General features: G+C 72.1%; 16 protein-coding genes and 1 pseudogene. 8 read left to right on the top strand and 9 right to left on the bottom strand.

Annotation, left to right across the window (positions count from 1 at the left end; genetic code table 11):
* Positions 1-8 precede the first annotated feature (8 nt).
* The 4 genes and pseudogenes from BUE43_RS19595 to BUE43_RS19585 all read right to left on the bottom strand — a co-directional run bounded on the left by BUE43_RS19595 (position 9) and on the right by BUE43_RS19585 (position 2,070).
* Entirely contained in the window at positions 9-197 is a 189-nt protein-coding gene (locus BUE43_RS19595; RefSeq protein ID WP_234995829.1) for a DUF397 domain-containing protein, read from the bottom strand.
* Positions 198-212: 15 nt separating this feature from the next.
* A pseudogene (locus tag BUE43_RS35995) lies at positions 213-269 on the bottom strand (hypothetical protein); the annotation flags it as partial.
* Complete coding sequence (locus BUE43_RS19590) at positions 266-1,126, bottom strand: helix-turn-helix domain-containing protein (protein ID WP_073485320.1); 861 nt, start codon at positions 1,124-1,126, stop codon at positions 266-268. The gene BUE43_RS19590 and the pseudogene BUE43_RS35995, both read right to left, overlap by 4 nt.
* A 185-nt stretch (positions 1,127-1,311) precedes the next feature.
* Positions 1,312-2,070, bottom strand: coding sequence for an acyltransferase (locus BUE43_RS19585; protein ID WP_073485318.1), 759 nt, complete (start codon positions 2,068-2,070; stop codon positions 1,312-1,314).
* Positions 2,071-2,304: 234 nt separating this feature from the next.
* Here BUE43_RS19585 and BUE43_RS19580 point away from each other — a divergent pair, with 234 nt between their 5' ends.
* From BUE43_RS19580 to BUE43_RS19560, 5 genes are all read left to right on the top strand, one after another.
* Positions 2,305-3,147, top strand: coding sequence for a ribokinase (locus BUE43_RS19580; RefSeq protein WP_073485315.1), 843 nt, complete (start codon positions 2,305-2,307; stop codon positions 3,145-3,147).
* Positions 3,144-4,094 (top strand): nucleoside hydrolase, encoded by a 951-nt coding sequence (locus BUE43_RS19575; protein WP_073485313.1) that lies wholly within the window; start codon positions 3,144-3,146, stop codon positions 4,092-4,094. The genes BUE43_RS19580 and BUE43_RS19575 overlap by 4 nt, the downstream gene beginning before the upstream one ends.
* 116 nt (positions 4,095-4,210) lie before the next feature.
* A complete protein-coding gene (locus BUE43_RS19570) occupies positions 4,211-5,806 on the top strand; it encodes a ricin-type beta-trefoil lectin domain protein (RefSeq protein WP_073485311.1) in 1,596 nt (531 codons plus the stop codon).
* Positions 5,796-7,256 (top strand): cellulase family glycosylhydrolase, encoded by a 1,461-nt coding sequence (locus BUE43_RS19565; RefSeq protein WP_073485309.1) that lies wholly within the window; start codon positions 5,796-5,798, stop codon positions 7,254-7,256. Before BUE43_RS19570 ends, BUE43_RS19565 begins: the two co-directional genes overlap by 11 nt.
* A gap of 141 nt (positions 7,257-7,397) precedes the next feature.
* Positions 7,398-8,990 (top strand): GMC oxidoreductase, encoded by a 1,593-nt coding sequence (locus tag BUE43_RS19560; protein ID WP_073485307.1) that lies wholly within the window; start codon positions 7,398-7,400, stop codon positions 8,988-8,990.
* A 64-nt stretch (positions 8,991-9,054) separates the two neighbouring features.
* Here BUE43_RS19560 and BUE43_RS19555 read toward each other — a convergent pair whose 3' ends face one another.
* The 5 genes from BUE43_RS19555 to BUE43_RS19535 form a co-directional block, all read right to left on the bottom strand.
* On the bottom strand, positions 9,055-9,804 hold the full coding sequence (locus BUE43_RS19555) for an HAD family acid phosphatase (protein ID WP_073485305.1): 750 nt from the start codon (positions 9,802-9,804) through the stop codon (positions 9,055-9,057).
* A gap of 242 nt (positions 9,805-10,046) precedes the next feature.
* Positions 10,047-10,820, bottom strand: a complete 774-nt coding sequence (locus BUE43_RS19550; protein WP_073485303.1) for an HAD family acid phosphatase — start codon at positions 10,818-10,820, stop codon at positions 10,047-10,049.
* Between the two features lie 282 nt (positions 10,821-11,102).
* On the bottom strand, positions 11,103-12,065 hold the full coding sequence (locus BUE43_RS19545; protein WP_073486066.1) for a class I SAM-dependent methyltransferase: 963 nt from the start codon (positions 12,063-12,065) through the stop codon (positions 11,103-11,105).
* Positions 12,066-12,070: 5 nt separating this feature from the next.
* Entirely contained in the window at positions 12,071-12,850 is a 780-nt protein-coding gene (locus BUE43_RS19540) for an enoyl-CoA hydratase/isomerase family protein (protein ID WP_073485302.1), read from the bottom strand.
* A gap of 327 nt (positions 12,851-13,177) precedes the next feature.
* Complete coding sequence (locus BUE43_RS19535; protein ID WP_073486064.1) at positions 13,178-14,014, bottom strand: ABC transporter ATP-binding protein; 837 nt, start codon at positions 14,012-14,014, stop codon at positions 13,178-13,180.
* 175 nt (positions 14,015-14,189) lie between these two features.
* Here BUE43_RS19535 and glgX point away from each other — a divergent pair, with 175 nt between their 5' ends.
* From glgX to BUE43_RS19520, 3 genes are all read left to right on the top strand, one after another.
* Positions 14,190-16,334: a glycogen debranching protein GlgX gene (gene glgX / locus BUE43_RS19530; protein WP_073485301.1), complete on the top strand. Its 2,145-nt coding sequence runs from the start codon at positions 14,190-14,192 to the stop codon at positions 16,332-16,334.
* Between the two features lie 294 nt (positions 16,335-16,628).
* Entirely contained in the window at positions 16,629-17,195 is a 567-nt protein-coding gene (locus BUE43_RS19525; RefSeq protein ID WP_073485299.1) for a cysteine dioxygenase, read from the top strand.
* A complete protein-coding gene (locus tag BUE43_RS19520) occupies positions 17,192-17,587 on the top strand; it encodes a rhodanese-like domain-containing protein (protein WP_073485296.1) in 396 nt (131 codons plus the stop codon). Before BUE43_RS19525 ends, BUE43_RS19520 begins: the two co-directional genes overlap by 4 nt.
* The last annotated feature ends 71 nt before the right edge of the window (positions 17,588-17,658 follow it).

Below are 17,658 nucleotides of genomic sequence, written 5' to 3'. Positions count from 1 at the left end.
CAGAGCGGTCACCCCAGGTGACCGCTCCGCACCGAGCTCACGAACGCCCCAAAGGAGTTCTGCGAGAACGTCAACGCCGCTCCCGACGGGTTCTTCGAGTCCCGCACCGTCACCTCGCCCCGGGCGAGGGTGACCTCCACGCAGTTCTCCTTCGTGCTGCTGTAGCTGCTCTTCCGCCACGTGGGAACGAACGCCACCTCTACGCAGTTTTCCTGGTAGCTACTGCGCCTACTCTTCCGCCAGACAAGTCCGCTCTGTTCGCTGGTCATGGCACGCTCGCTTCCGTCTCCAGCCTCCGCGCGAGGGCGGCGATCAGCACCCTAGAGTGTTCCTCGCTGTGTGCGGTTGCCAAGAGTTTTCGGACGGCACCCTCGTACTGGGCAACCTCTCGGCGCTCCTCCAAGAACAGGCTGGAGGTCATGTTCTCCAGGAAGACCACGACCGGCGCGCCCGTACGCCTCAAGATCGCGAAGGAGCCGGTCAGTCCGGGATGCGCTTGTTGGTTGGGCACAACGCGGATCTTGATGTTCGGGCGAGCGGACAGTTCAACAAGATGATCGAACTGCCTCCGAAGTACGTCGACCCCACCGATGATCCGTCGCAGCACCAACTCATCGATGATCGCCAGCAGCTGCGGGGGGCGCTCTCGATGCAGGACAGAGTGACGACGCAGACGAGTCACCATCCGGTCCTCGACCTCATCCTGCGGAACCATGCCGCACTCCAGCATCAGAGATCGCGTGTACTCCCCCGTCTGGAGCAGCCCGGGCATGTTCATGCCCTCGAAGTTGATGATCTGGTCAGCCTGGGACTCCAGGGAGATGAGCGTGCGCTGGCGGGCCTGGAAGTCCGGGCGGTCGCGTTGCCACCAGCCGAGTCGGTCCGCTTCACGTGCCAGGTCCAGGAGTTCACGGCGCTTCGCGCCGACCACGCCGTAGATGGCCAGAAGGGCGGCGACGTCCTCGACCTGGGCGTTGCGCCGTCCGGTTTCGAGGCGGCTGAGCTTGCTCTGGGAGACGTCGATGCGCACGGCGACGTCGGCGATCTTCAGTCCCGCCTTCTCGCGCAGCTTGCGCAGTTCCTCACCCAGTTCCTGGCCGCGCAACGTCGGGTCCGGTTCGGACATGTCTTCCCCCGCTTAGGGCACCGAGGCTTGCTGAACTCGGGTGATCTTGGCGGGTCGAACGGGGGCACGGGGCGTGGTTCCCGACGAATCCGCGAGAACCACGCCAACAGCGCAGGGTTTGCCGGCCGAGCAACGTCGATCGGGTCATGTGCTCGGATCGACGGTGAGACGAGGAGGGCGCGCGCTCAGGTGTCGAGGGTCTTCTTCAACGCCTCGGCCGCCTTGCGGGCCATGTCCGCGACGGCTGCCGCCTCCCGGGCGCGCTCCGCCGCGCTCGCGTCGTAGTCCGCCTTCCGGTTGCGCACCACGCGGGCAGGAGCGCCGACGGCGATCGAATAGTCCGGAATGTCGCCCCGCACCACCGCGTGCGCGCCGAGCACACTGCCGCGTCCGACCCGCGTTCCTCTGAGGACGGTCACCTTGGTCCCGATCCAGCAGTCCGGACCGATGCGCACCGGGGTCTTCACGATGCCCTGGTCCTTGATGGGCTGGTTGATGTCGCTGGTGACGTGGTCGAAGTCGCAGATGTAGACCCAGTCGGCGACCAGTGTGGACGCGCCGATCTCCACGTCCATGTAGCAGTTGACGGTGTTGTCCTTGCCGAACACGGCCTTGTCACCGATGCGGAGCGAGCCCTCGTGGCAGCGGATCGCGTTGCCGTCGCCGATGTGCACCCAGCGGCCGATCTCCAGCCGCCCGTAGCCGGGCCGGCAGTGGATCTCCACGTTCCGCCCGAGGAACACCATGCCCCGCAGCACGATGTGCGGGTTGGCGAGCCTGAACTTGAGCAGCCGCCAGTAGCGGACCAGGTACCAGGGCGTGAAGGCGCGGTTGCGCCACACCCACCGCAACGACTCCTTGGTCAGGAACCGCGCCTGTTGCGGGTCTCGCCTGCGCCACGCGGACCAGCGCGTGGCCATCGGAGCCCCCCACATGCTCGTCATGCGCGCAGCCTAAGCGCTGGCCGACTGACCTCCACCCCGAACACGGACGTGTAGTCGCTCCGCTACAGACTGGAGCCCCCTCTACAGCGCGAAGCCCGGGCGCCCACGACAACGCGGGATGCCCGGGCCCACTTCCAACCGCGTCCGCGGACCGGCGGCGGGATTGACCCCAGCTCGGGGAACGGGGTGCGGGCCAGCCGCACGATCGTGGGGTGGAGCGGGCAGGATGGGGGCGTGGCACCTTCGATCACCGTCGTCGGCAGCGTGAACCTCGACCTCGTGGCGGGGGTGCGCGCGCTGCCCCAGCCAGGCGAGACGTTGACCGCGACCCGGTTCGAGCGGGCGCCCGGCGGCAAGGGCGCGAACCAGGCGCTGGCGGCGCGCAGACTGGGCGCGCGGGTGTCGCTGGTGGGCGCGGTGGGTGCGGACGCGATGGCCGAGCCCGCGCTCGCGTTGCTGCGCGCCGACGGCGTCGACCTGACCCACGTGTCCACTGTGGAGGATGCGACCGGGGTGGCGCTGATCGAGGTGGACGAGTCGGCCGACACCACGATTGTGGTTGTGCCGGGGGCGAACGCGCACGTGACCGTCCACCCCGGACAGCTCGCCGACGCCGACGCGGTGCTCACGGTGCTGGAGGTTCCCGAGTCGGCCGTGGTGGCCGCCGCCGAGCACGCGCCGAACTTCTTCGCGATCAACGCGGCGCCCGCGCGGCCCGTGCCCAGGTCCGTGCTCGACCGCGCCGACCTGGTCGTCGTCAACCGGGCCGAGTACGAGGGGGTGCCGGGCGTCGACCAGGCGCGGACGGTGGCCGTGACGCTCGGCGCGGAGGGCGCCATGTTGCTGCGCGACGGCAGGGAGGTCGCCAGGGCGACGCCGCCGAGGGTGGACGCCGTGGACGGGACCGCCGCCGGGGACGCGTTCACCGCCGCGCTGGTCCTCGGCCTGCTGGAGGGGCGCGACGACGAGGAGGCGTTGCGCAGGGCGTGTGCCGTGGGTGCGCTGACCGCGACCCGGCACGGCGCGCAGCCCGCGCTGCCGACGCTGGCCGAGGTCGAGGCGGTGTTGGCCCGATGAGTCCGCGTCCCCTGGTCGTCGACACCGATCCCGGGATCGACGACGCGTTCGCGCTCGCCCTGGCCGTGGGCAGCCCGGAGGTCGATCTCCGGGCGGTGACCACGGTGTTCGGCAACGTGAGCCTGGAGGCGACCACCGGCAACGCGCGGCGCGTGCTGGCGCTGTGCGGGCGGCACGACGTCCCGGTCGCGGCCGGCGCGGACCGGCCTCTGGTGCGCCCGCAGCCCCATCGCTCGACGCACGTCCACGGCGACGACGGGTTGGGCGGGCAGTCCAGGTCGCTTCCCGTGCCGCACAACGAGATCGACCCGCGGCGGGCCGTGGAGGTCCTGGCCGACGTGCTGCGGCGGGCCGAGGAGCCGGTGACGATCGCGCCGATCGGGCCGCTGACCAACATCGCGCTCCTGCTCGCCTGCCACCCGGAGCTGAAGCCGAGGATCGACCGGCTGGTGGTGATGGGTGGCGGCCTGGAGACCGGCAACATCACCGCGGTGGCCGAGTTCAACATCTGGAGCGACCCGGAGGCGGCCCGCCGGGTGCTGGTCGAGGAGGACGTGCCGGTCGTCCTCGTGCCGGTCGACCTCACGCACCGGTGCGCGGTGGACCCGGAGTGGCTCGACGCGCTGGCCGCCTCCGGACCGGTCGGCGCGGGCCTGACCAGCCTCACCGCGCCGTACCGGGCGAACTACCGGCAGGCGCTCGGCAGGGACGTCATGGTGCTGCACGACGCGGTCGCCCTCGCCGAGGCGATCCAGCCGGGCATCCTGCGCTGCCAACGGATGTCCGTCGAGGTGGAGTGCGGAACTGGCCCCACGCGCGGGATGGTGGTCGGCGACCGCCGGCGCCAGTCGGTCAACCGGGTGGGCCGGGAGATCGAGGTGGCCGTGGACGCCGATCTCGACGCGCTGCGGGCGTTCCTCCTGGAGCGGCTCGCACGGGGGCGCTGAACCGATCCCCGATATGTGAAGGGGTTTCAGGTTCGTTCGCGGAGCGGTTACCGTGCGTGCAGGGCCGGGTGATATCCCTCACCCGACCCCGCCCCCTGCACAGAAGGGCAACCGCCATGCTCGACCGGACCCGCCGGTGGTTACGCGCGGCCCTCGCGCTGACCGCCGTCACCGCCACGTCCCTGGCCATGGCCGGCGCGCCGTCCTCGGCCGCGCCACCGAACCGGAACACCTCCACCCCCGCCATCCAGCCGCTACCCGCCGACCTAGAGCAGATCCGCCAGGCCGAGGCGGTGAAGTTGTACGGCAGCCCGGAGATCCGGCCGCCGGACCAGCGCCGGACCTCGATCACCACGCTCGGCGACAGCGAGATCTCCGGCGAGGGCGTGGGGAACTACGAGCCGGGAACGCACGGTCCGGACAACTGGTGCGACCGCTCGCTGGACGCCGCCGTGCACCGCACGGGAATCCCCGTCGACCTCACGCTCAACCTCGCCTGTTCCGGCGGGCGCAGTGCGAACCTCGTGTACCGCAGCGGAGAACACCAGTACGACGACCTGAACCAGGGTGACAACCTGGCCGTCAAGGCCCGCAACACCCGGCTGAAGCTCGTATGGATCGTGGTCAGCGCCAACGACCACGGCGGCGTGGAGTTCGGGCCGGTCCTGGGCGACTGCGTGAAGCGCCGCGTGTTCTTCCAGGGCAACTGCTGGCCCGACTACACCGACGGCTGGCAGCAGCGGGTCGACAGGTCCCGGGCCGGGGCCGAGCAGGCGGTCCGCAGCGTGCGACAGACCATGCGCGACGCCGGTTATGCCGACGGGGACTACCAACTCGTGCTCATGAGCTATCCCACGCCGGCCGGTCCGGACGTGGAGGACAACCCGAACTTCCCCGGCTGGTACGGCGGCGGCTGCCTGGCCTACCTGAAGGACATGGCCTTCGCGCGCAACAAGGCGGTTCCCCTGTTCGGCCAGGCCATCCGCCGCGCCGCGGAGAACACCGGCGCGCGCTTCCTCGACGCCAGCCGGCTCTTCGACGGGCACGAGGTGTGCTCGGACAACACCTGGGCGCGCGGCCTGCACATCGAGAACGGCAACATCCTCGACCCGCACGCGGTCCAGCAGTCCTTCCACCCCAACGACAGGGGGCACGCGGCCTTCGCCTCCTGCATGGCGGCGTTCTACGCCAACCCCCGACTGCCCAGGGCCACCTGCGTCGACCCGGCGAGCACCGGGAGCACCGTCCTGCTCCCCGGCCTGCTGGACTTCCGTCAGCTCCGCAATCCCGAGGCCGGGTTGTGCGCCGACGCCGAGGGCTACAACGCCCGCAACGGCACGGCACTGCTCACTTGGACCTGTCACGGTGGGCGCAACCAGGGGTTCTGGTACGACGAGCAGCGCCGGTCGGTGCACTCCGAGCTGACCCACGACCGCTGTGTCGACGTGCCGAACCAGAACTTCGTGGCAGGGCAACGGGTTCAGCTCTGGAACTGCAACGGGAGCGCCGCGCAGACGTGGACCGTCGACGGCGGGCGGCTGCGCCCGACCAGCAACCCCGACCTGTGTCTGAGCACCAGTGACACGAGCAAGGGCTCCGCGCTCGTCCTGTCTCGCTGCGACGGCGGCAAGGCTCAGCAGTGGGCGTCGGAGACGCGGACGAAGCTCAGCGGCTACGGCCACAAGGACTGGATTCCGTCCCGTGCGTACTAACGCCGCCCTCGTGGTGGCGGTGGTCGTCGGCCTGCTGACGCCGGTGCTCGGTGTCCAGCGGGCCGACGCCCACGCGGCGGAAGCCCCGATCTCCGCCCCTCGCCCACCGGAAACCCCGGTCCGGCACCTGACCGACGAGCACGGCCGGGCACTGGTGCTGCACGGCATGAACAACGGCCACAGCGCGAAGGAGTCCCGCGACGCGCTGCCGTGGACCGGCGAGGCGGAGATCGCCGCCGAGGTGCGGAAGCTCGGCTCCAACGCCGTGCGCCTCCTGGTCTTCTGGGCGAGGGTCGAGCCCAGCCCCGGCCGGTACGACGAGTCCTATTTGGACGCTGTCGCCGAGCGCGTCCGGTGGTACGGAAAACACGGTGTGCACGTGGTGCTCGACATGCACCAGGACACCTGGGGGCCGGCCGTCGCGGGCAGCTCTCCCAACAACGGCGCGCCGCGCTGGGCCAGCCACTTCGACGGTCTCCCGGCGACCGCGCAGACCCCGTGGGAACTGACCTACCTCCAGCCCGGTGTGGTGCGCGCCTTCGACCACTTCTGGGGCACCACCGGCGCACATCCCGAACTGGCGCGCCACTTCGTCGCGATGTGGGAGCACGTTGCGCGACGGTTCGCCCACGAGGACGCCGTCCTGGGCTACGACCTGTTCAACGAGCCGCTCGGGGGTACCAGCGTCTGGCCGTTCTTCGAGCGCGACCGCCTGACGCCCTTCTACCAACAGGTGATCGACGCGGTCCGGCGGGCCGACGACCGGCGGTGGATTCTCGTGGAGCCGCAGGCGCTCGGGGTGAACTGGGGGCTGCCGTCCGCGCTCGGGGCGGTCACCGATCCCCGCCAGGGGCCACCGAGAATCGCGTACGCGCCCCATCTCTACCCCGTGCTCGTCACCGCCGGCCAGCCCTACACCGGACTTACCAGGGTGATCACGCGGGATGTGGTCGAGCGCTGGCGCAGGGCCAACACCGAGGTCGCCCGCCGGCTCGGAACTCCGTTGCTGCTGGCCGAGTTCGGTCTGAACGCGACGGTCGACGGCGCGCTCGACTACGTCGACGACGTCACCGCGATGGCCGACCGCACCGGCTCCGGGTGGCTGTACTGGTCCAACGATCCCGGTGGTTGGGGGCCGCACGCGCCGGGCGGAGGCTGGGCGCCGCTGGCCGAGCGCCTCGCCCGTCCCTACCCGCGCGCCATCGCCGGCGAGCCAGTGCGTTGGGACGACGACGGTTCGGCGCTGGCAGTCGTGCTCCGGCCACGGCCGGACGTGCGGGGACCGACGGAGTTGTTCCTGCCCCGCTCCCGGTTTCCGACCGTTCCGGTGATCACGTGCGGTGTCGGGTGCTCCGTGGCGTGGGATGCCGAGCGCCAGGTGGCCGCCGTGACGCTCGGCCGGACGGAGGACATCGCGGACCCGGTCACGATCACCGCGCGTGCGCGCTGACCCCTCCGTGTTCCACGATCGGGTACACCGCTGCCGGCATCCGTGCCGTCTTCCCGTTTCCGCTGGTCACCGAGTTGTTGTGAATATCGCTCACTTCTAGCGTGGGAACGGCTGCCCCGTCCGCGCGAGGAGGGAGACCACGTGGTCAGCGGGTTCAACCGGCGGCGGTTCCTGACCGGAACGGCGGCGACCGCCGTCGCCCTGACGGTCGCCACCCCGTCAGCCGCCACCCCGACGGCCGGCGCGGCGGGACCGCCGACCCGCGAGGAGCGCTGGCGCGCGGTGGTCGTCGGCAGCGGCTTCGGCGGTGGCGTCGCCGCCTTGCGCCTGGCCGAGGCCGGGGTGCGCACCCTGGTGCTGGAGCGCGGGCGGCGGTGGGAGGCCGGCCCCGGCTCCGACACGTTCCCCCGGTTCCTCCACCCCGACCGCCGGGTGAGCTGGCTGGAGCCGCACCCGGTGTTCCCCGCCTCCCCGCCCGCGCTGTTCCGCCCCTACACCGGCGTGATCGAGCGGGTGCGGGGCGAGGGCATGGACATCATCTGCGGCGCCGGCGTCGGCGGCTCCTCGTTGGCCTACGCGGGAATGTCCCTGCGCCCCAACGAGGAGCTGTTCTCCCGCGTCATGGTCGGCGGCATCGACTACGACGAGATGGACCACGTCTTCTACCCCCGCGTGGCCTCGGTGTTGCGGCTGGCGGCCATTCCGGACGACGTGCTCGACCACGTGCGGTACACCTCGTCCCGGCTGTTCCTGGAGCACGCGCGGCGCGCCGGCCTGCGCGGCGAGCGGGTTCCGCTGCCGGTCGACTGGGAGGACGTGCGCCGGGAGCTGCGGGGCGAGGTCCCGCCCTCGATGTCCACAGGGGACGTGATCTACGGGGTCAACAACTCCGGCAAGCACTCCGTGGACCGCACCTACCTCGCGGCGGCGGAACGCACCGGGCACGTCACGGTCGCGCCACTGCACGTCGTCCGGGAGATCCGCCGGGACAACGCGGGCCGCTACGTGGTGCGTGCCGAGCGCATCAACACCGACGGCGAGGTGCTGGAGCACTTCGTCGTCACCACCGACGCCCTGTTCCTGGGCGCGGGGTCCGCCGGAACGTCCCGAATCCTGGTGCGCGCCAAGGGAACTGGCGCCATGCCGGACCTGCCCGACGACGTCGGCGCCTACTGGGGCAACAACGGCGACCGGCTCTTCCTGCGCAACTTCGTGCCCCAGCGCACCAATCCACCCCAGGGCGGCCCCGCCTGCACCGCCATCCTGGACTGGGGCGACCCCGCCGGTCCGGTCAGCGTCGAGCACGGCCCCGCGCCGCTGCCCTTCGAGCTGCACACGATGGCGATGCTGGGCATGGGCATTCCGGACGGCCACGGGCGCTTCCACTACGACGGCCGCGCGGACGAGGTGGTGCTGCGGTGGCCCAACAGCGCGGACCTGCGCTCTCGCGAGGCGATCCGCGCCACCCTCGACCGCCTCGTGCGCGCCACCGGCGGCACCCTCGTCGACCTCAACGCGCTCGACCCCTACACGTTCCACCCGCTGGGCGGCGCCGTGCTGGGCAAGGTCTGCGACCTCGACGGCCGGGTGCACGAGCACCCCGGCCTCTACGTCGTCGACGCCGCCCTCATCCCCGGGTCCACCGGCTGCTGCAATCCATCGTGGACAGTCGCTGCCCTCGCGGAGCGTTGCCTCGACCGCATTGTCAGCAAGGATGTCGGCACCGTCTTCTGACGCCGCCAGTCCCCGTCCCCGAGACGCGGCGCTGGAACCAGCAGGCCCACCAGCGCCAAGTGGTTCAGGGCACGAAGAACATCGGGTTCGGGAGCTTCACACCTCGCTCAGCATGTCCGCCCGTCAGATCCACCTGCTGCGAACCGAGGTTGAGGAGGATCGTGTGCCCCCGCTCCTCCAGGTGCGCGCGCGTTCCGGTCTTGTACTCCAGCGGCGTGCAGCGCGCGGCGCACCGCAGGTAGCTCGGGACTTCCGCGCCGGGGAAGGTGAAGAACCCGTCCGGCTCGGGAAAACCGTGTGCTCGCAGGCCCGCGAGCGCGCCCGTCCTGGTCTCCTCGGGAAGGGCGGCGACGAAGAACACCCGCACTCCCCGCTCCCTGGCCCACATGACCAGGTCCCTGGTCGGCTCGATGGCCGGGAGGGTTCCGGTCGCGACCGCCTCGTGCACGGCGTGCCGGTCGACCGCGAAGTCCCGGTCGGCGCGCAGCGGGTAGCTCAGTTCGGCGGTGTCCTCGACCTCCAACACGACGGCCGGGTGCGGCACGCCGGCAGCGAGGCGTTCGGCGAGATAGCTCCGCGCACGCGCCACCTCACGGGCGACCTGGCGGCCCCACGCGCTGTCCGCCGAGGCGTGGTGCCGACCGTCGGCGTCCACCCGGTCGCCGTAGAACGCGCGGACGGCCGCTTTGACCCGACCGAGGTTGGGCGGCTCCTGCTCCTGATCCTGGTCCGACTGCCCGGTGGCGGCGACGCCCGAAGCTCCGCTGAGCAGCCCGACGATGAGGACGGCGAGGACGGTCCTGGCTGACAGCATCGGCGGTTCCCTTCATCCCTCGGCGACCGCCGAAGTCTGCCGTCCCGCAAGGAAAGCGGCCCGGGATCAAGGCGTGGTCCACTCGATCGCGCTCGCCCGCCGCCGAAGCGGGTGAGCGGGGCGGACAGCGGGACAGACAGCAGGACGGTAGGACAGCGGACAGCGGACAGCCCGCCGATCGTCCGCGCTCGGCGGAGATCAGCGGGCTGTTCCGGTGGTCGTCCGACCGCGACGGGGACCGGTCAGGGCAGGAAGTACATCGGGTTCGGGAGCTTCACGCCCCGCTCGGCGTGACCGCCCTCCAGGTCGCTGTACTGGTCGCCCACGTTCAGCACGACCGTGTTGCCCTGCGACTCCAGGAAGGCCCGGGTGCTCGACTTGTACTCCACAGTGGAGCACTGGGTGCCGCACTTCAGGTAGGCCGGCGGGTTGGCGGTCGGCTTGAGGAACAGGCCGTCCGGCTCCGGGAAGCCGTTCTTCGCGAGGTTGCGCCGGGTGCCCTCGGTCAGGTTGTCCTTGCGGCCGGTGACGAAGAAGACCTTCACGCCGTTGCGCTTGGCCCAACGCGTCAGGTCCCTGGTCGGCTCGATCGCGGGGAAGGCTCCGGTGTTCACCGCCTCGTCGAAGCTGCGCTGGTCGAACGCGAAGTCCCTGGCGACCTCGTAGCCGTAGGTCAGCTCGGAGGTGTCGTCGACGTCCAGCACGATCGCGGGGTTGCGCACGGTGTGCAGGCGCGCCTGGAGGTAGTGGCGGGCGCGGTCCACCTGCGTCCGGGTGTCCCTGGCCCACGCGCTGTCCGGCGAGGCGTGGTGCCGGCCGTCGGCGTCGACCCGATCGCCGTAGTACCTCTTCACGTCGTTCTTGACCTGGCCGACGTTGGCCGGCTCGTGCGCCCCGTGCGCGGCCGGAACCGGGCTCGGCGCGGCGGTCGTCAGGGTGCCCGCCCCGGTCAGCGCCACCGCCGCCATCGCCGTGATCGCGACGATCCTGCCGACGCGCTTCGTCCCCGTGCTCATGTGCGTTTCCCCTCGCGGTCTCGGGATTCGGGTGCGCACCCTAGGCCATCCGGACCAGTCGCTCGACCCGATTCGGGCAGTCAGGGTGGTTGGTTCCCATTGCCCCATTGCCCCATCGCCGGTCCCGCTCGCGCCACATCGGGGAAGCCGGTTCACCGGAAAAGACGCGGGTCCCGCCGCCGGCGCTCGTGTGTCCACTGTGGACGAACGAACGCGACCGGCGGAAAGGCGCGAGGGCCGCCCCCTGCGGGAGACGGCCCTCGCGGAACGACCGAGGCCGGGTCACTCGCCCGGCTTCACCCCGGTGACCAGCACGTTGTAGAACAGCTCGCGCGGCAGGAGCTTCGCGAGCAGGTTCTCGTCCACCCAGGACAGCTTCTGCCAGGTCCGGTAGGCGAACATCGCCCAGCCGAAGCCCAGCTTCTCGCGCGGCACCGCGGCCTCGAAGGTCCGCACCGGCCAGCCGAACAGCGCGGCGGCGAACTCCTCGGTCACGGCCCGCACGTTCACCGCGCCCGCCGACCGCGCCGTGCGCTCCAGCTCGGTCGGGTCGAAGGTGTGCAGGTCCACGACGGCCTCCAGGGCCGCCGCGCGGGAGGACTCGTCCAGCTCCTCCTGCGGCCGCCGCCACCCGTTGAGCACCGGCAGCCGGGTGACGTTGGTGGTCAGCCACCACGTCAGGCGGCCGAGCGCCCGCGCGTAGGAGTCGCCGACCTTCGTGGGCTCGCCGGCGAAGACGAACCGCCCGCCCGGCTTGAGCACCCGCAGGACCTCGCGCATCGCGGAGGGCACGTCCGGGATGTGGTGCAGCACGGCGTGCCCGACGACGAGGTCGAAGGTGTTGTCGTCATAGGGGATGCGCTCCGCGTCGGCCACCCGGCCGTCCACGTCCAGCCCCAGGTTCTCCGCGTTGCGCAGCGCCACCCGCACCATGCCCGGCGACAGGTCGGTCACCGAGCCCTTCGCGATGACCCCGCCCTGCATGAGGTTCAGCAGGAAGAAACCCGTGCCCGAGCCCAGCTCCAGCGCGTGCCCGTAGGGCCAGCCCCGCTCGCCCGCCGCCGCCCGGAACCGCCCCACCGCGTAGTCGATGCACCGCTCGTCGTAGGAGATCGACCACTTCTCGTCGTAGGTGCCGGCCTCCCAGTCGTGGTAGAGCACGTTGGCCAGCTTGGGGTCCGCGTACGCCGCCCGGACCTCCTCGGCGGTGGCGTGCGGGTTCGGCTCGGGGTCCACTGTGGTCACGTGGCTCACCGGCCGGTGAACTTGGCCTTGCCGGGGCCGTTCTCGACGAACGAGCGCATGCCCGTCTTCTGGTCCTCGGTGGCGAACAGCGCGGCGAACAGGTGGCTCTCCAGCTTCAGGCCGTTGCCGAGGTCGGTCTCCAGACCGCCGTCGATGGCGGCCTTGGCCGCGGCCAACGCCTGCGAGGCGCCGTTCACGAACTGGCCGGCCCAGCTCCGCGCCGCCGCGTAGACCTCGTCCGGCGCGACGACCTCGTCCACCATGCCGATCCGCAGCGCCTCCTCGGCGCCGACGAACCGCCCGGTGTAGATGATGTCCTTGGCCCGGCTCGGCCCCACCAGCCGCGCGAGCCGCTGCGTGCCGCCCGCGCCAGGGATGATGCCGAGCAGGATCTCCGGCTGGCCGACCTTGGCGTTGTCGCCGGCGATCCGCCGGTCGCAGCACAGCGCCAGCTCGAAGCCGCCGCCGAGCGCGTAGCCGGTGATCGCGGCCACGGTGGGCTTCGGGATCTCGGCCACCGCGGAGAAGGACGAGGACAGCGCGTGGGCGCGGGCGGCCATGTCCGGGTAGGACATCTCGGCCATCTCCTTGATGTCCGCGCCGGCCGCGAACACCTTCTCCCCGCCGTAGACGATCACCGCTCGCACGTCGGCCCGGGCCGCCGCCTCGTGCGCGCAGGCCCGGATCTCCTCTTGGACCTGCTTGTTCAGCGCGTTCATCGGCGGCCGGTCGAGCCGGATGGTGCCGATGCCCTCGTCGACCTCAAGCCTGACGAACTCGCCCACGCCGCTACCTCCTCGTCGCCGCCGACGGCCGCACCCGCCGACCCAGCGCAGGCTACCGCGCGGTAGCGCCGGCCCAGAACGAGACGTGGCGGACACTTCCCGCCCGCCGGGTCCGCCCAGGCCCACCCGCTCCGGCCGCGACCGCACGACCGCCGGGACGCCACCCCTGATCACACCCCGTGTCGCATGGCGCGACAGGGTGAAACACGCTGGAGTGACGCCCCGGGGCGTACGGCGGTGGCCGGACCGGGCGGTCCGAATCGCGATCAGACCCGTCACCAGACCGCGACCAGGCCTACGGTCGGGACCGGCGATCAGACCCAGCGATCAGACCCGGCGCCGCGCGAAGAACCGGTCGCCGGCGCGCTGGAGCTCCAGGTCCTGACCGAACGTCGCGGAGAGCGTCTCGGCGGTCAGCACCTCCTCCAGCAGGCCCTGCGCCACCACGCCGCCCCCGCGCAGCAGCAGCGCGTGCGTGAAGCCCGGCGGGATCTCCTCGACGTGGTGCGTGACCAGCACCATCGCCGGCGCGTCCGGGTCCATGGCCAGCGCCGACAGCCGCGCGACCAGGTCCTCCCTGCCGCCCAGGTCCAGCCCGGCCGCCGGCTCGTCCAGCAGCAGCATCTCCGGGTCGGTCATCAGCGAGCGGGCGATCATCGTGCGCTTGCGCTCGCCCTCGGACAACGTGCCGAACGCCCGCTCGCCGAGGTGCGCGATGCCCATGGCCCCCAGCAGCTCGTCGGCCCGGCCGGTGTCCAGCGCGTCGTACTCCTCGCGCCACCGGCCCAGCACCGCGTAGCCGGCGCTGACGACGAGGTCGCGCACCTTCTCCTCGGCGGGCACCCGGTTGGCCAGCGCCGCCGAGCAGAAGCCGATCCTCGGCCGCAGCTCGAACACGTCGGTGCGGCCCATCCGCTCCCCGAGCAGGTGGACGCTGCCGGTCGTGGGGTGCAGCTCGGCCCCCGCCAACCGCAGCAACGTGGTCTTGCCGGCCCCGTTGGGGCCCAGCACCACCCACCGCTCGTCCAGCTCGACGCGCCAGTCGACATCCTGCAACAACGCGGTGCGCCCACGGCGGACCCCCACGGAGTCCATGCGCACCACGAGGTCGGTGACATCGATGTCCACGTCTCCTCCGACCTCCCCGTTCGGCGTGGCCTGCATCCCGGCGTGCTCGGTCACGCGTCCATTCTTGCGACCCCCGTCCGGCGGCTCGCCACCGGGAGTGGTCGACGGTGCCGCCGTCCGGGTTGTCGCAGCTCACCGACCCCGGTGACCGTGCCCTTCCGACCCGGTCGCGGGCAGCGTGAACCGGGGCGCGTCCGGGAGGATCCCAGATGTGTCCCCTCGGCCCCCGCCCGGACCGCCGGCCCTGGCCGGACGGCCGTTCCCGCTCGGCGCGCACCCCGAGGGCGGCGGGGTGCGGTTCGCGGTGGCCTCGGCGGTGGCCGACGCGGTCGAGGTCTGTCTGGTCGACCCGACCGGGGGCGGTCAGCCGGTCGAGCGCCGGGTGGAGCTGACCGAGCGCACGTTCGGCGTCTGGCACGGCCTGGTGCCCGGGGTCGCCCCCGGCCAGCGCTACGGCTTCCGGGTGTACGGGCCGTACGAGCCGGAGCGGGGCCTGCGCTGCAACCCGGCGAAGCTGCTGGTCGACCCGTACGCCCGGCTGCTCGACGGCGGCCTGACCGACCCGGCGGCCGCCATCGGCCACACCGGCGACCCGATGACCGGACCGCCCTCGCCGGTCGACTCCCTGGGCGGCGTGCCGCTGTCGGTCGTGGCCTCCCCCGGCGGGCCGGACACCGGGGCGGCGCCCGAGGTGCCGTGGGAGGAGACGGTCGTCTACGAGGTGCACGTGCGCGGGTTCACCCGCCGCCACCCCGAGGTGCCCCCGCACCAGCGGGGCACCTACCTCGGGCTGGCCCACCCGGCGGTGGTCGCGCACCTGTCCCGGCTCGGCGTCACCGCGGTGGAGCTGATGCCCGTCCACGCCTTCGTGGACGAGCCGCTGCTGTTCGGCACCGGGCGGCACAACTACTGGGGCTACTCGCCGCTGGGCTTCCTCGCCCCGCACCCCGGCTACGCCAGCGAGCCGGGCCGGGAGGTCGAGGAGTTCCGCACCATGGTCGCCGCGCTGCACGCCGCGGGCATCGAGGTGATCCTCGACGTGGTCTTCAACCACACCTGCGAGAACGACGTACACGGCCCGACGCTCTGCTTCCGCGGTCTGGACGCCCCCGCCTACTACCTGCACAGCGACGACGGCCGCCAGATCGACATCACCGGCTGCGGCAACACCCTCGACGCCGGCTCGCCCACGGTGGTCCGGCTGGTGACCGACTCCCTGCGGTACTGGGCGACCGAGATGGGCGTCGACGGATTCCGGTTCGACCTGGCCAGCGTGCTGGGCCGGCCGGGGGGCGGGCCGTTCGACCCGCACGGGGCGCTGCTCACCGCGATCACCACGGATCCCGTGCTGTCACGGCGGAAACTCGTCGCGGAGCCGTGGGACGCGACCGGCGACGGGTACCGCGTCGGGGACTTCGGGGTGCAGTGGGCGGAGTGGAACGGCCGCTACCGGGACACCGTGCGCGACTTCTGGCGCGGGCACGGCGGTGTCGCCGATTTGGCCTACCGGTTGTCCGGCTCGTCCGACCTCTACGCCGACGACGGGCGTCGGCCGTGGCAGTCCGTCAACTTCGTCACCGCGCACGACGGGTTCACCCTGCGCGACCTCGTTTCCTACGACCACAAGCACAACGAGGCCAACGGCGAGGGCGGGCACGACGGCACCGACGACAACCGGTCGTGGAACTGCGGTGTGGAGGGGGAGACCGCCGACCGCGCGGTGCGGGCGCTCCGGGCGCGCCAGGCCCGCAACCTGCTCGCCACCCTGTTCCTGTCCACCGGGACGCCGATGCTCGCCGCCGGCGACGAGCTGTGGCGGACCCAGCGGGGCAACAACAACGCCTACTGCCAGGACAACGAACTGTCCTGGTTGGACTGGACGCCGCTCGGCCGTCCCGGCTCGGCCGGCGCCGAGCTGTTCTCCTTCACCCGTCGGCTGATCCGGCTCCGGGCGGGCTGCCCGGCGTTGCGCCAGCCGGAGTTCTTCGAGGGCCGCACGACGCCGACCGGGAGCCCGGACCTGGTGTGGCTCCGGCCCGACGGCCAGGAGATGGCCGAGACCGACTGGTTCGACTTCTCCCGGCTCACCCTGCTGATGTGGATCGACGGCGCGGACTGCCGGTCCCGCACCCGGGGCGGCGAGCAGGTGGCCGACCACTCGTGGCTGGCGGTGCTGCACGCCGGGCACGCCGAGGTCGAGGTCGTGCTGCCCGAGGACGACTTCGGCGCCCGGTTCGAACCGGTGCTGGACACCGGCAGCGCGGACGGGGTGCCGCCGGACGGCACGCCCCTCGCCCCCGGGGCCCGGTTGCGGGTGCCGGGCCGGACCGTGTTGTTGCTCAGGGCCACGCGCTGACCCCCGCTGTTCTCCCGCTATGTGGGAGCGGTGGCGGGGGTCGACGTCCCTCTGCCACCATCGACCCGTGATCTGCCCGCTGCTGCACCGGGACCGGCCGGTCGACCTGCTCAGGGTCGTGACCTGCGCGTGTACTCGGACGCGGCGCGGCTGCTGATCCGTCTCCCCCTCTGCGGATCCCCTCTTCCCGCACGCCCACCGCGGCCGTGGCCCCCTCGGGTCCGCGTTCCGCCAGGTGGACAGCCACGTCGCGTCCTGCCGCGCTCACTTCCCTTTCGCGACAGGAGGTTTCCGATGTCCGTACGCACCCACGAGCTCGACGTCCACCCCGCGCTCGACGTCCCGCTGCTGCGGGACCTGATCCACCCCGGCCGTCCACTGTGGACACCGAGGGAGCTGCGCGACCTGACCAGGACCGTCACCGCCGAGCTGACCGGCGAGTTGTTGTCCGTGGTCCAGTTCCACGCCGACCAGCGCTGGTGGGCCCGGCTCGCGCTCACCCCGGGCGTGGAGCTGTGGTTGCTGTCCTGGATGCCGGGGCAGGGCACCGAACCGCACGACCACGGCGGGGCGTCCGGCTCGTTCAGCGTGCTGCTCGGCACGCTCGGCGAGGACTACCGCTACCCGGGCGGGCCGGTCCGCAGTGGACGGCACCAGGTCGGGGCGGCCATCGGGTTCGGCCCCAACCGGGCGCACCAGGTCCGCAACACCGGACGGGTCAACGCCGCGAGCGTGCACGCGTACTCGCCACCGCTGCTGCCGGTGCGGGAGTACGAGAGCCTGCTCGACGTCTCACCCGTTCCCGCGCCCAGGTCCGCCCCCGACAACGGCGTTGCCGCGCGGAACGAGCTCGCGGGATGACCGCCGAGGACCTGTTGCGCGCGGCGCGGGCGGACCTCGACCGGATCACCCCGCGGGGGTTGGCCGAGCTCCGAACCCGGGAGAAGGTCCTGGTCGTCGACATCCGGCCCCGCGAGACCCGAGCCGCCGAGGGCGAGCTGCCGGGCGCGGTGCCCGTCGAGCGGATCGTCCTGGAGTGGCGGCTCGACCCCGAGGGCGAGCACCGGCTGCCCGGGGTCACCGCCGACACCAGGGTCGTGGTGGTCTGCAACGAGGGTTACGCCTCCAGCCTCGCCGCCCACGACCTGCGCCGCCTCGGCCTGACCCGCGCCACCGACCTGGTCGGCGGGTTCCGGGCGTGGAAGAGCGCCGGGCTGCCGGTCGTCGCGGGTGGTGGCCCGCCGGTCCCCTGAGGCCCGAGGCCCGAGGCCCGAGGCCCGGGGAGCGGGGGTCGGGGACGTCGCCGCGCCGGCGTCTCCGATCC

The sequence above is a fragment of the Streptoalloteichus hindustanus genome (assembly GCF_900129375.1).
Lineage (GTDB): Bacteria > Actinomycetota > Actinomycetes > Mycobacteriales > Pseudonocardiaceae > Streptoalloteichus > Streptoalloteichus hindustanus.
Note: the sequence above shows the minus strand (reverse complement) of the source record. Positions and strands in the feature narration are given on the sequence as shown.

Excerpts from the sequence above, each read along its gene's own strand:
- BUE43_RS19585 (WP_073485318.1), bottom strand. The coding sequence starts at position 2,070 with ATGACGAGCATGTGGGGGGCTCCGATGGCCACGCGCTGGTCCGCGTGG.
- BUE43_RS19590 (WP_073485320.1), bottom strand. The coding sequence starts at position 1,126 with ATGTCCGAACCGGACCCGACGTTGCGCGGCCAGGAACTGGGTGAGGAA.
- BUE43_RS19520 (WP_073485296.1), top strand. The coding sequence starts at position 17,192 with ATGACCGCCGAGGACCTGTTGCGCGCGGCGCGGGCGGACCTCGACCGG.
- BUE43_RS19570 (WP_073485311.1), top strand. The coding sequence starts at position 4,211 with ATGCTCGACCGGACCCGCCGGTGGTTACGCGCGGCCCTCGCGCTGACC.
- BUE43_RS19525 (WP_073485299.1), top strand. The coding sequence starts at position 16,629 with ATGTCCGTACGCACCCACGAGCTCGACGTCCACCCCGCGCTCGACGTC.
- BUE43_RS19555 (WP_073485305.1), bottom strand. The coding sequence starts at position 9,804 with ATGCTGTCAGCCAGGACCGTCCTCGCCGTCCTCATCGTCGGGCTGCTC.
- BUE43_RS19535 (WP_073486064.1), bottom strand. The coding sequence starts at position 14,014 with ATGCAGGCCACGCCGAACGGGGAGGTCGGAGGAGACGTGGACATCGAT.
- BUE43_RS19575 (WP_073485313.1), top strand. The coding sequence starts at position 3,144 with ATGAGTCCGCGTCCCCTGGTCGTCGACACCGATCCCGGGATCGACGAC.
- BUE43_RS19550 (WP_073485303.1), bottom strand. The coding sequence starts at position 10,820 with ATGAGCACGGGGACGAAGCGCGTCGGCAGGATCGTCGCGATCACGGCG.